This is a genomic window from Sphingobium sp. TB-6 (assembly GCF_012927365.1).
Lineage (GTDB): Bacteria > Pseudomonadota > Alphaproteobacteria > Sphingomonadales > Sphingomonadaceae > Sphingobium.
Window position 1 is genome coordinate 26,914 of the sequence record NZ_JABBGL010000029.1, and the last position, 12,824, is coordinate 39,737.

At 56.5% G+C, this 12,824-nt stretch carries 9 protein-coding genes, 2 pseudogenes and 1 other annotated feature; of the genes and pseudogenes, 8 read left to right on the forward strand and 3 right to left on the reverse strand.

Annotated elements, in window-relative coordinates:
• The first annotated feature begins 4 nt into the window (after positions 1–4).
• Positions 5–709, forward strand: a complete 705-nt coding sequence (locus HHL26_RS22720) for a DUF6118 family protein (RefSeq protein WP_206377590.1) — start codon at positions 5–7, stop codon at positions 707–709.
• A 182-nt stretch (positions 710–891) separates the two neighbouring features.
• On the opposite strand, the gene HHL26_RS22725 is transcribed toward HHL26_RS22720, so the two are convergent.
• Complete coding sequence (locus HHL26_RS22725) at positions 892–1,824, reverse strand: 2-hydroxyacid dehydrogenase (RefSeq protein WP_169576799.1); 933 nt, start codon at positions 1,822–1,824, stop codon at positions 892–894.
• A 150-nt stretch (positions 1,825–1,974) separates the two neighbouring features.
• A pseudogene (locus tag HHL26_RS22730) lies at positions 1,975–2,165 on the reverse strand (IS3 family transposase); the annotation flags it as partial.
• Positions 2,005–2,121, reverse strand: a sequence feature (AL1L pseudoknot). It overlaps the preceding pseudogene by 117 nt.
• Positions 2,166–2,325: 160 nt before the next feature.
• Between HHL26_RS22730 and HHL26_RS22735 the strand changes: the two are divergent.
• From HHL26_RS22735 to HHL26_RS22765, 7 genes are all read left to right on the forward strand, one after another.
• Positions 2,326–4,545: a TonB-dependent receptor gene (locus HHL26_RS22735; RefSeq protein WP_169576800.1), complete on the forward strand. Its 2,220-nt coding sequence runs from the start codon at positions 2,326–2,328 to the stop codon at positions 4,543–4,545.
• 61 nt (positions 4,546–4,606) lie between these two features.
• The gene (locus HHL26_RS22740; RefSeq protein WP_169576801.1) at positions 4,607–5,887 is read left to right on the forward strand and encodes an ACS family MFS transporter; all 1,281 of its coding nucleotides are present in this window, start codon (positions 4,607–4,609) and stop codon (positions 5,885–5,887) included.
• Between the two features lie 89 nt (positions 5,888–5,976).
• A complete protein-coding gene (locus tag HHL26_RS22745; RefSeq protein ID WP_169576802.1) occupies positions 5,977–6,519 on the forward strand; it encodes an RNA polymerase sigma factor in 543 nt (180 codons plus the stop codon).
• Positions 6,494–7,438, forward strand: a complete 945-nt coding sequence (locus tag HHL26_RS22750) for a FecR domain-containing protein (RefSeq protein WP_169576803.1) — start codon at positions 6,494–6,496, stop codon at positions 7,436–7,438. Before HHL26_RS22745 ends, HHL26_RS22750 begins: the two co-directional genes overlap by 26 nt.
• A gap of 102 nt (positions 7,439–7,540) precedes the next feature.
• Positions 7,541–10,018, forward strand: a complete 2,478-nt coding sequence (locus tag HHL26_RS22755) for a TonB-dependent receptor (protein WP_169576804.1) — start codon at positions 7,541–7,543, stop codon at positions 10,016–10,018.
• The gene (locus HHL26_RS22760) at positions 9,963–10,952 is read left to right on the forward strand and encodes an NAD(P)-dependent oxidoreductase (RefSeq protein ID WP_277349451.1); all 990 of its coding nucleotides are present in this window, start codon (positions 9,963–9,965) and stop codon (positions 10,950–10,952) included. The genes HHL26_RS22755 and HHL26_RS22760 overlap by 56 nt, the downstream gene beginning before the upstream one ends.
• A 110-nt stretch (positions 10,953–11,062) precedes the next feature.
• Positions 11,063–12,286: an MFS transporter gene (locus HHL26_RS22765; protein ID WP_169576806.1), complete on the forward strand. Its 1,224-nt coding sequence runs from the start codon at positions 11,063–11,065 to the stop codon at positions 12,284–12,286.
• A 172-nt stretch (positions 12,287–12,458) separates the two neighbouring features.
• Here the strand turns inward: HHL26_RS22765 and HHL26_RS22770 are convergent.
• A pseudogene (locus HHL26_RS22770) lies at positions 12,459–12,695 on the reverse strand (integrase core domain-containing protein); the annotation flags it as partial.
• Positions 12,696–12,824: the final 129 nt, after the last annotated feature.

Consider the following 12,824-nt stretch of genomic DNA (forward strand, 5'->3'; position numbering starts at 1 on the left):
GATGATGGACGAGTATCGCGACAAGGCCGATGCGGGCGACGATCCGGCGCTGGCGTTCGAGCGGTTGCGCGGTGAGGTGGCGCTGTTGCGCCATGCGGTCGAGGGGATGACCGCCGCGCGCGAGGCCATTGATATTCCCGACTATGAGCCGACGCTCGAGCGCACCGAAAAGGTGCTGGGCCTGTTGGTGCGGCAGATCGACGCGGTTCGGAAAAGTCCCGCCATGACCCTCACCCCGGAAAATATGGGAGGCCGTTTAAACGCTTCTGTCGCCGATGCGGCCCGCGAATTACAGCACCAGGTCCACTCGGCGAAATCGACGATGGCAGCGGCCACCCACGACTTGCAGGACATGGTCGCGTCCGCGCGGCGGAAAGACGAGCAAAATCAGTGGCTGTCTATCGCCGCCGCCAGCAGCCTGGTGGCAGGGCTGGCGCTCTGTGCGCTGATGGCGGGACCGATCGCGCGCCTCGCGCCGGCACACTGGCTGTGGCCTGAGCGCATGGCCGCCCGTATCGTCAACGAACCGACCCCGTGGGATGCCGGCGCCTATCTGATGGCGCGCGCGTCACCGCCAAGCTGGGAGGCGATCGTCGCGGCGGCGAACCTGGTCAAACATAATCGCGAGACAATCGAAACCTGCCGCGAAGCCGCCGCCAAGGCGAAAAAGACCGCCCGCTGTACGATCGATTTTAAATACTTGCCTTAACAAGCGCACGTTGCGCCGACTTGCGCGGAGGGCTGCAGCCGCCAGCCCAATTTTTGGCCTACGATGGCAGGCAGAGAGCCGACACGATGGCGAGGCATGATGGTGCGTCGTCGGGTGAAGATGGTTCTCGTGCTGACAGTCCCCTTCTGACATCCTGAATGCTCGCGTCTCCACGACCGAATCTAGGCCACCGGCGTCACCGCCCCTCGCCCTTCGAACCAGCCGACGATATTCGCGAGCACCAGATCGCCCATCGCCGCCCGCGTCTGCACACTGGCCGAGCCGATATGCGGCAGCAGCACGACATTCTCCATAGCGATCAGTTCGGCCGGTATCTGCGGCTCCCGCGTGAAGACATCGAGGCCGGCGGCGAGAATGCGCCCGTCACGCAGCGCCGCGATCAACGCCGCTTCATCCACCACCGATCCTCGCGCGACATTGATGAGTACGCCGTCACGGCCCAGCCGATCGAGCACATCGGCATTCACCAGATGGCGGGTTTCGGAGCCGCCCGGCAGGCTCAGGATCAGAACGTCGGACGCTTTGGCCAGCGCCTCCACTGTCGGATGATAGGTATAGGGCACGTCCGTACGGGGATGACGGCTATGATAGGCAATCGGCACGCCGAACGCTTCCAGCCGCCGCGCGATCGCCTGACCGATATTGCCGAGACCTAGCAACCCCACACATCGCCCCCGCAACGTCGGGCTGAGCGGAAAAGCACCTGCTGTCCAGCAGCCTGAACGCAAGAAACCATCCGCCTGCGGCAGGCGGCGGATGGTGGCGAGCAGCAAGCCGATGGTGAAATCCGCTACCTCGTCGTCCAGCACGCCGGGTGTGTTGGTGACGGTGAGCCCGCGCGCGGCTGCCGCTGCCATGTCGATCCGATCGTAGCCGACACCGAAATTGGCGATGATCTCCAGCGCCGGCAGCCGGTCGAGCAGAGCGGCGCTGACCGGGCGCCCGCTGGCGATAAGTCCCCGCACCTGACCACCTACATCGGCGAGCAGCGCTTCGGGATCGGTTGCCTGCCACAGCCGATGCACGGTGAAGCCCGCCAGCGTCTGATCAATCGTGCTGGTGTGCATCGGATCGGTCATCAGAACATCCACCATTGCGCTGATCCTGTGCGGTTGCCGTTCGCGGCCCTAGCTAGAGGAAAGGCGGGTGATTCGGCCAGGATCAATTGCAGCCTACGGCGTACTCAGGGTGCATCCTGCACTCGCGGATGGTCTGACGGGCCGTGGATCATAGACTGCCACATGTCGCTGTGCGAGGTGTACATGGTAGGTTGGTGGGGCGATCGGTAGCACCTTGCAGATCGGCTTGCCCCCATGAACGGCACGCTGTTCGTCGATAAACGCGATCAGCGCTTAAACGGGCGGTCAAGCTCCGCCATCGCAAAATATGCCGACGCGTTGCGCAGAATCTCGTTGGCCTGACGCAACTCGCAGTTTAGCACCAGCATGGCCGATTGACAAACCAGGACGCCGATGTAATCAAACTTAAGACCCGTAAAAAAAACACCATTGGGGAAAATAGAAAATTTGCTTCAGGAGGGATGGGGGATGCAGAGTATATCTGCCGGAAGTGGCGTATGTCTTGCACTACTAGCGATGCCGCTGTCTTCGCCTGCGGTAGCCCAAGCGGTTGCCAGCGGTCAGCCGCAGAATGTCACTGAGATATTACAGGAGGATATAGTCGTTACCGCGCAGAAGCGTGGTCCTGCGAATGTACAGAATGTCCCCGCCGCGATTACCGCATTTGGCGAGGCGCAGCTTCAGGCTCTCAACGTTCGCGATCTCAAAAGCCTCACCTACACCATGCCCAATGTTCAGCTGGATGGGATTGGGACCGCCAAGGGCACCGCCAATTTCACCATCCGTGGCCTTGGTATCAACACATCGATTCCCTCCATCGACCCGACGGTCGGTGTTTTTGTCAACGGAATGTACCTTGGCATCACGTCCGGCGTGATCATGGACGATTTCGACCTTGAGGCGATCGAGGTTCTCCGGGGTCCGCAAGGCGTGCTTTTTGGGCGCAACGTGACCGGCGGCGCCGTCCTCATCCGCACAAAACGACCGACTGGTGAATTCACTGCTAGCGCGCGTGCAGGGGTCGAGAGCGGCCCAAACTGGACGATCGATGGTGCCGTCTCCGGGCCGCTGGTGCGTGATCTCCTTAGTGCTCGCATCGCGGCGTATCACAGCGACGATGCGGGTTGGTTCAATAACGAGTACGACAACTCTCATTTTGGGGCGTCCAAATTCTCCATCGTCCGACCTTCGATCCTGTTGACACCAAGTAACGCCATCGATTTCATTCTGCGCTTTGAGCATGGCGAGGGCAAAGGTGACGGCGGCGTGTTTCAGAACGAGGCGCTATTTCCGCAGGGAAGCTTCCGGACGCAGTCGAACGAAGAGGGATTTTTTGCTTCAAATTGGAATCAGCTGATTGGAGAGCTCAACTGGAAAGTTCCATTTGGAAACGGGACAGTTACGGCAATCGGCGGATGGAGGGAGTTCAAGGGTCGCGACCGGGTTGACATCGACGGAACCACCATGACGGTGTTCAATCTAGACCTTCTCACCAAGCAGAATCAGCGCAGTGGCGAGCTGCGTTATGCTGGCACGTTTGGGAATCTGGGTATCACTACCGGGCTCTACTATTTCCAGCAGAATCTTTTCTATCTTGAAGGGCGCACGACACGCTTCAATTTGGCGCTTCCCGTCGCCAACCGGGTTGGCGGTGGAATAAGCGATCATGATTCCTGGTCCGCCTTTGGCTCGCTGGACTGGCATGTGACCCCGGAGATCACCCTGAATGCGGGCGCGCGCTATAACCGCGAGAGGAAAAATTCGTCGTTGTCGCGCGTTCGCGCGGCGACCGATTCGCTGGGTGGAGCGGCGGGTCCAGACATTCTAGGCGAGGGTCAGATAGGCGGCGATTTCGAAGCGGAGACGATCAATATCTCCGATCCGAATCTCCGGCAATCGTGGGGTGATGTCTCCCCTCGGTTTGGCATTCAGTGGGAACCGTCGCGAGAAACCAATGTCTATGCCTACTGGGCGAAGGGTTTCCGCAGCGGGGGGCTCAATATTCGGCACACAGGTCTCGGCGCACCGCCAACGCTGTTCGACTCTGAAACCCAAAAGGCGGTCGAGATCGGCATCAAGCAGGACTTTCTCGAGCGTCGCGTCCATCTCAACCTTGCCGCATTCCGAAGCAAGATCATAGGAATTCAGCGCGATAGCAATATCCCTGATTCGGTTCTGGGCAATGTGCAGATCATTTCTAATGCAGGAAATGCTCGCGTGCAGGGTTTTGAGGTCGAGGGTCGATTGGCGTTGATCAAAAATTTCCTAGTTACCGGTCAGTTGGGCTACACGAACGGAAAATATACGAAAATTACAGCCGATCTTAATGGCAATGGTGTGATCGGCGATGGCGGAGACCTCGCGCTCAAACTCCCCCGGCTCGCACCTTGGAGCTATGGCGTGAGCGTGGTCCATAACCTTGCTCTTGGATCGTGGGGGAATCTGTCGACGCGGATAAGCTACAATTATCGCGACGGCGCTTTCTATACCGTCAACAATACGACCCGGCTTCGCTCATCGAAAATCCTCGACGCCAGTATCATGCTAACCCCCGCAGCGAATCGCTGGTCGCTCTCGGTATACGGAACCAATCTTACCAACCGGGCGACATGGGACAGCCAGTCTTCCTTTCCTAACGTTCCGGCGATGGGTGGCGACGGGACGGGCGGAGGAATTCCTTTCAACGCCCTGAACCGGGGGCGGGTAATCGGAGTCAATGCGCGTGGGAGCTTCTAGGAGTGCCGGTCAGGCACAGCAGCACAGTCACGCCTGACATCATCGTCACTGGCTTGAGCGCATGACTCCTCAGCTGCAAATCCCCAAAAGAGTGATTTTGGTGACGATGTGCTTCACCGCTATGCTGATCTGCTACCTCGACCGCGTCAGCATATCGACGGGCATTGTTCCGATGGCCGAGCAGTTCGGTTGGTCAAACACGACCAAGGGTTGGGTGCTGTCTTCATTCTTCCTCGGCTATTTATTTGCTCAAATCCCTGGGAGTTGGGTGACAAACCGATTTGGCGGCCGCATCGTTCTTGGCGTGTCAATGGTCTGGTGGTCGCTGATCACATTGCTCACGCCGCTGGCAGCGACGTCGTCGTTCACTCTTCTTATCATTGCCCGGGTTGCGATGGGTCTGGGTGAAGCAGCCGTTACCCCGTGTCTCTACAATTTGGCAGCGCGGTGGCTACAGCCACACGAAAGGGCACGGTCCCTCACAATCATGATCGGTGGAATCCCGATGGGCACCCTTGCTGCCCTGGTGTTTTCGGGATGGCTGCTAGAAAGATCTCCGTGGCCCGTGATGTTCTATATTTTCGGCGCAATTGGGATAGTGTTTGCTTTCTTCTGGTTTCGAATGATCCACGGAAGTCCTGCGGACCATCCATCCATCACCGCCGAGGAGATCTCACTGCTTTCTGGACCGGCTGCAATAACGTCCGGTACGGCCGGGTCTAGCTGGTCGGAAGTGCCGTGGCGGCGGATTCTCCGTACCCCCGCCGTATGGGCGCTGATCGCCAATCACTTCTGTAGCAATTGGAGCCTCTACGTCTTGCTGAGTTGGCTACCCTCTTACTTTAAAACCTTCGCGGGACTGGGGATTGGCAGCATCGGCCTGTTTTCAGCGGCGCCTTGGCTCATCCTATTCATTGTAGCCAACATTGCGGGCCTTCTTGCTGACCGCCTCGTTAAGGTGGGCTGGAGCATTACTCGCGTGCGTAAGACGATGCAGACGATCGGCCTGCTTGGTTCGGCCATCGGCTTGGTGACAGCGTCATTTGTCGTCACGCCTGCCGCCGCCGTTCTGGTCCTGTGTGCAGCGCTTGGAGTTCTGGGCTTCACCTGGGCCGGCTTCGGCCCTAACCATCTGGACGTAGCTCCTCGCTATGCCGACGTGCTATCAGGCTTGACCAATACCGCAGGAACCATGCCGGGCGTGATTGGGGTGATCGTGACTGGTTGGATCGTCGATCGGACCGGTGGCTTCTCTTCAGCTTTTCAACTGGCGGCAGTGGTGAATGTCATCGGTGCTGTTATCTGGCTGAAGTGGAGCACAGGTGAGCGCGTAATCGACTGACGGCTGCTCCTGTCATGGTCACGTATGACGGCTTTGTTGCAGTGCGCCACCGATGCCTTCTGTTCAAAACTCCTATAATGGCTGATTTCATGAGCGATCCGATCACGCCAGCAATTTGGAGAAAGCTCGTAAGCTTGATGCGCCGTCGTGCGGGAATGGGCTCAGATGCCGAGGACCTTGTTCAGGAGGCTTATGCACGCTTCATCGAACAATCGAGCAAAACGGCAGTTCACAACCCACAGGGCTTCATTTTTCGCGTAGCGACAAATCTTGCAATTACGGCGGCTCGGTCCCAAACGCGCCATTCCGTTATCGAAGCCGACCCGGCAGTATTAGCGCTGATTTCACCCGGTATTCCAGCACAGCATGAGGTGCTTGAGGCCCGAGAGCGTCTTAGGTTAGTGGAACTGGCGATCGACCAGTTGCCTACTCGGGCCCGGCAAGTGTTTGTTTTGCACCGCGTCGAAGGACTAACCTACGGCGAGATATCGCGAGAACTCGATATTAGTGTCAGCGCAGTCGAAAAGAATATGGCTAGGGCGCTGATGCATTTGACAATCTCCAATGCGTTTGACGAAAAGGTACAAGAGTCTGGAAAAACCCGGAATGGCCGCAAATCAAAGCAATGCTAACGCCGTCGCTGAGGCAGCCGTTTGGGTTGCGCGTCTGCGGTCCAACCACCGCCCCACCCAAACTCTAGACGACCTACGGCGATGGTTATCGCTAAGCGAGGACAATCGTTCCGCGTTCGAGAGAGTTACCGGTGTTTGGGAACTGGCGGGTGCTGCCCGGATCGCGGCTTGGCCTGTCCGAAACAATAAAAGATTGTTTCGAGTTTCCATTTTGCCCGTAATGGCTGTTATGGTTGCGTTTCTCGCTGCCTGGCTAATCTATCGCCAACCGATACTGGCGACCGGCCTGGGCGAGCGGCGGCTGGTAGTGTTGCCTGACGGCTCCAGAGCGACTTTGAACACAGATACAAGACTTCGGCTGCGTTTCTCGAGCGACAAGCGTGTCGTACTTCTCGAACGAGGCGAAGCCTCGTTTGCGGTGCAGAAGGACAGCCTGAGACCATTCATAGTCGAAGCCGGCGATACAAGGATCGTCGCGGTTGGTACCGATTTTGACGTTCGATGGATCGATGAGAACCTCGCAGTCACTCTTGCCAAAGGAGTGGTCCGGGTGGTCGAGAAAAGTCGGGATAGCGAGCGGAGTGAAATTGAGTTGAAGCCTGGCCAGCGACTTGAGGCATCCCCGCAGACGCGACCTCGATTCAGGTTCGTCGACCTCGACAGCGCGCGCGCCTGGCAGTCCGGTCAAGTGGTCTTCGATGAAACGCCGCTGACTGCAGCAGTTGCCGAGATGAATCGCTACAGCGAGCGAAAAATCAAGCTGACTGGCTTTAGCGCTGATCGCATCAGGATCAGCGGCGTGTTCAAGGCGGGGCGATCGGACGAATTCGTCAATGCGCTCCGCGATTCTTACAGATTTGAGGTGACAAGAACTGGTGACGACCTGTCAATCGCTACGGAGAAAGTCTCAAAGAGATAATAGAGATAATATTTTCACGGCGAGAGGTGAGTGTTTGGCCCGCTTTGGTCGTCATCGAAACGACACGCTGGAGCAATGCGTGCGAATGAAGGAGGGGCAAGTATGGCTATCAGGGCACATTGGAGCTTTGCTGTTTATCTTGGATCAGCAGCGGTTTGCGGGTTCACATCGGTTCCTGCCGACGCTCGGACAGCAAATGTCAAGCTTGGCACACAGCCGCTGGACCAGGCTCTACGCAGCGTCGCCCGGCAAACAGGGACGAATATCCTTTTTACTCCTGAATCGGTGCGGGGTCTCCAGGCTTCCGCCCTGGAGGGCACATTATCTGGCCCCGCCGCTGTTACACGCCTCCTTCGCCGGAGCGGCCTCAGTTTTGTCACCAACTCGGACGACACGATCCTCATTCGGCCCATATCCGATGCGGGGCCTGCCGCCCTTCGAACACAAAAGGCGGTGGCTCCGCTGAACGCACGAACGCAGTCCGACAGCCAAATCGACGGAAAATCGGCTACGCCAGTGCAGAGCACAGAAGGCGGGCTCGAGGAAATTGTCGTTACCGCGACGCGGCGCGAAGAACGACTACAGAGTGTTCCGACTGCAGTGACTGCGGTCACTAGTAAACTGATTGGCGCGACCGGCATCGTCGACATTCGCAATTTGACGGCAATCGTCCCCGGTTTCCAAGGTGGCCGCAACAATGGAACGTTTCAACCGAGCGTCCGCGGAGTCGGATCGACCGGCGTATCTGTGGGCGATGAGTCAAACGTCGCGACGTACATCGACGGAATCTATCAACCCGATCCATACTCGACGCTCGTTGATCTTGTCGAAGTCGAGCGAGTCGAAGTGCTGCGCGGGCCGCAGGGCACTGTGTTCGGCAGGAACGCCACCGGCGGTCTGATCAATGTCATCACGCCTGACCCAAGCTTCACGCCTCGCGGCAGAGTCGCGCTTCGCTATGGCCGAATGCGCAACGACGCTAACGATTATGACTTACGAGGCTATGTTACTGGCGGGTTGTCGAGCAATCTAGCTGCTGACTTCGCGGGAATGTATAGGGATAACGACGGTTATATCAAGGATCTGGTCAGAGGCGGCTATTTGGGAGGTGCACGCGTAGTCAATCTTCGATCTAAATTTATGTTTCAGCCGGACGATGATGTGAAAATCATACTGAGCGGCGATTATGCTAACCAGAAGAGCCGTTTGAATGCTTGGCAGCCCTATCAAGATAACACTGCTGCAAGAACCCTTCCGAATGTTATTCTTCCCTCTGGACCGTGGGAGGCATCGCTTTCGACGAGACCGAAGCTGGACTTCGAGCGATACAATTTTGCGCTGCGGACGCACTTCGGATTGGGGAGTGTGAACTTAGAAACTTCCACCGGATACATGCACAACAAGACTTACGCCGCTACCGATTCGGATGCTTCCAACATTTTCCTTGGCCAGAATTTGATCCATGGAGAGGTAGAATCAATAAGTCAGGAAGTCCGTCTGCTCTCGAACAGCGCTGGGCCTTTGAAATGGATCGTCGGTGGCTATGCCTTTCATCTCAAAGGGGCGATGGATATCCTCTTACAATCTTCGAATGGGTTGGGAACTGTGCAATCCACTTCCCTACTGCCGCAAATAGAAACCACATCATACGCCGGTTTCGCTGAAGGCACTTATGAAGCTGCTTCTAACCTCTTTGTTACCTTGGGTGCCCGCTATACCACCGAGGAAAAGAAACTTGAGCAAGTGCTCAACGGCGCAGATATAACGAGAGGAGGAGTGTCGAAGGACTTCGATAAGTTTACCTACCGAGCCGTGGTCCGCTACCAGCTTACTGACCGGACGAACATCTACGCCAGCTACGGGACCGGATATAAGAGCGGTGTTTTCAACGCAAGCTCGACCAGAACCGATGCCGTTGGGCCAGAGACCATCAAAGCGATCGAGATCGGCCTTAAGTCCGATCCTCTCCCGTGGTTGCGTACCAATCTCGCGGCCTTCCGATATGATTATCAAAATCTGCAGGTAAACGCGCGCGATCCAAACGGCCTTACCAACTTTCTTCAAAATGCCGCGAATGCCAAACTTTACGGAGGTGAAGCTGAAATAACAATTATACCGGTGCCAAACCTCAACCTGAGAAGCGCGATATCGTATCTTCATGCGAAATATGATAAGTTTGAACTGGCTCAAACCTACATCCCACTGCCGCAAGGAGGAAATAGCTCGGTAACGAATGATGTTTCCGGAAAATGGATGATTCGCGCTCCCCGGCTGACGATCAGTACTGGCTTGGATTGGAGCCGCGACTTCCGGGGAGGATTATTCTCGATAACAGCGAATATTCTCTACAGTACAAAGATCTACTATGACTTTCTAAATCTCTCTAAACAAAAGCCATACGCGTTAGCCAGCGGGCAGATGTCTTGGGAGGTCCCCGACAGTCCGCTAAAACTCAGCCTTTGGGGAACCAATCTAGCTAACGCGAAAGTGTTCCAACAGATCAGGCCTGGATCTCTAGACACGGATGTCCTTTACGAGCAGCCACGCCGAGTCGGCATTGGAGCGGAGTTTAAATTTTGAAGGGCGGCCCGCCCCTGGTTCGTTCCGATTGCTTGAGACCGATAAAGTGATCAGCAGGAGCCCACCTGACCAAACTGGAGTAGCGTCCACCGCAACTCTGCCTGACCTTACGCGAGGTTGCCCATTGGGTTTTGTCGGACTCGGAAACCAAGGTCAAATGCTCGTGCGCCACTGGCTTGACCGCGGCCACCAGCTGGTACTGTTCGACATTAGGCCCGAAACGATGGAACAATTCGAGCGCGAAGGAGTCGTCGCGGCGGCGAACCCAGCCGAGGTTGCGGCGCGCGTAGCGCTGACGGCGATCTGCGTGGTTGACGATCATCAGATGGAGCAGGTGGTGCTTGCGCCGGACGGAATATTGGCCGGCGCGGCCGCGGGCTCAATCATCGTCATTCACAGCACGATTTCGGTTGGATGCCTTTGTAAGCTTGGCGAGGCTGCCCGACGACAAGATGTCACGATTCTTGACGCCCCGGTAAGCGGCGGGGCCGGAAAAGCCGGCACAAGAACCAGCTACATGATCGGTGGCCCGTGGGAGGTGGTTCGCCACTGCCTTCACATGTTTGGTGAGCGCGGAGAAAATGTTACCTACACCGGACCCTCAGGTTCAGGCCTAAAGGCCAAATTGGCCCATCAGATCGTACTGTGCGTCAACCTATTGGCTGCATCGGAAGGGTATCGACTGGCAGCTGCTGCTGGACTCGAACACAGCATAATGCGCGACGTTCTGCGCTTTGGAGTGGCGAACAGTCGAGCCGTCGAGCAATTCCAATCGATTCTTGCCTCGCCCGAAGCGATGCAATTATTCAGCAAGGATCTAGAACTTGCGATCGATTGGGCGAAGAGCCTTGGAATGGCGTTACCCGGTGCGAAATTGGTCCTTGAACTACTACCCAGCATATTCAACGAGGCAGAAGCCCACTTAACGATCTGACCTCAGGGCACGATTCCAAATTTCCTCGACCATCACTGGATTGGAAAAGCATGTATAGGAATGGAAACGGTATTCCTGCTTCTGGGCGCCGCACATACATATTGATATTGATGACGTCAGTTTTCGTGATAAATTTCATGGATAGACAGATATTATCTATACTATTGCCACAAATAAAGGCAGAATTTTTTCTAGAAAACTGGCAACTAGGCGTTCTTACTGGCCCAATGTTTGGGATTATGTACTCGGTGTCTGGATTACCGATTGCGGTATTATCCGACTCCTTTAACCGGATCAAAATTATTTCTGCATCGCTTATTTCATTCTCACTTTTGACGATGATTTCTGGTTTTTGCGTAAACTTCTGGCAATTATGTGTGGCACGCTTCGGCGTCGGCGTTGGGGAAGCAGGGACTACGCCCGCGATCAGTTCCCTCATGGCAGATCTTTATCCGCCTCAGCAGCGGGCTTCGGCGATGGCAATATACGCCAGTGGCTTGAACATCGGTATTTTAGCAGCCTTCTTCCTTGGCGGGGCGATCGCGGATCACTTTGGCTGGCGCACTGCGCTAGTCGCGGTAAGCATCCCTGGACTTCTGCTTTCAATCATCATTTTTTTCACCGTCAATGAACCACAACGAACAGGCAGAAGCCATTCGCTGGGTCCGGCAACCAAAGACTCTTGGTTCGGGGCGATGCGAACTCTCTTGTCAACACCTTGGTTTCGCTGGCTGATGATCGCCGGCGGTATGGCGTCTTGGTCGCTTTTCTCTATTCTCGCCTTCTCGCCACTATTTCTCACTGAGAAATTCCAGATGAGCGCCACCCAGATTGGTTTGATTCTGGCGCTTCTCAATGGTGTCGGAGGCGGGCTTGGAACCTTTATGGCAGGCCGGATCGCGGACCGACTTGTAGTTCGTGGCCCCGCCAGAGGAATGTTCGTCCCGGCAGTCGCTCTAGCCGCATCGACACCGTTCCTCATAGTCTATTTTTTAGCAGGTGACGTCAGGATCGCAATCGCAGCGGCAGCAATCCCTGCTGCAGTTGGCTTCTCTCTCACCGGCCCGAGCTATGCGACATTGCAAACCTTTGTTCCCGCCCATGTCCGGGCTCAGGCTATCGCGATCTTTGGCGCTGCGGTGAATCTCATGGGGCTCGGGCTGGGGCCGCCGGTGATCGGCGCTGTAAGTGACCTGCTCGAACCCTATTTTGCTGAACGTGCCCTCGGATTGGCATTGACTCTTACCGCGCCTATAAGTCTGCTTGCTGCACTGTGTTATGTACGCGTTTATTTCTTGCTCCGCTCCGTCGATAAGGAACCTACAGCCGACTGAAGGTTCAGTGCCTATTGGGGTTTGAGTAGAGAGGTGGCCGGGTTTGTCTGAACAGGGATCGGCAACGGATTAGTGGATCGTCTGCCGGTTGTTTCGTCGAATTGCCGATATGGGCCGTCATGCAGGGAGGGCGTAGCCCGACCGGAATGACGGCCCATATCGGCGGCCAAATTCATGCTGCCAGCATCAGCGGCAGGTTGTCAAAGTAGGTTTGATCCGGCGTCTTCGCGGCCAGGCTCGAATGCGGCCTGCGGCTATTGTAAAAGTTCAGATACCGACCGATCGAGCCCCGTGCTTCGCTGACCGCGCCATAGGCGTGCAGGTACACCTCCTCATATTTTACTGAACGCCACAGACGCTCGACGATGACGTTGTCGCGCCAGGCGCCTCTGCCGTCCATGCTGATGGAGGTTGTCGCAACGGATGTTATCTGAATTGCGCTAAGCGAGTACAGATAGCGAACATGTGCTTGCATCAAGTGGCCCCGCTCGTCCGTGCCAGGTTGAGCGGTCGCCGTTTAGCTGGCATCGCGGCCGCG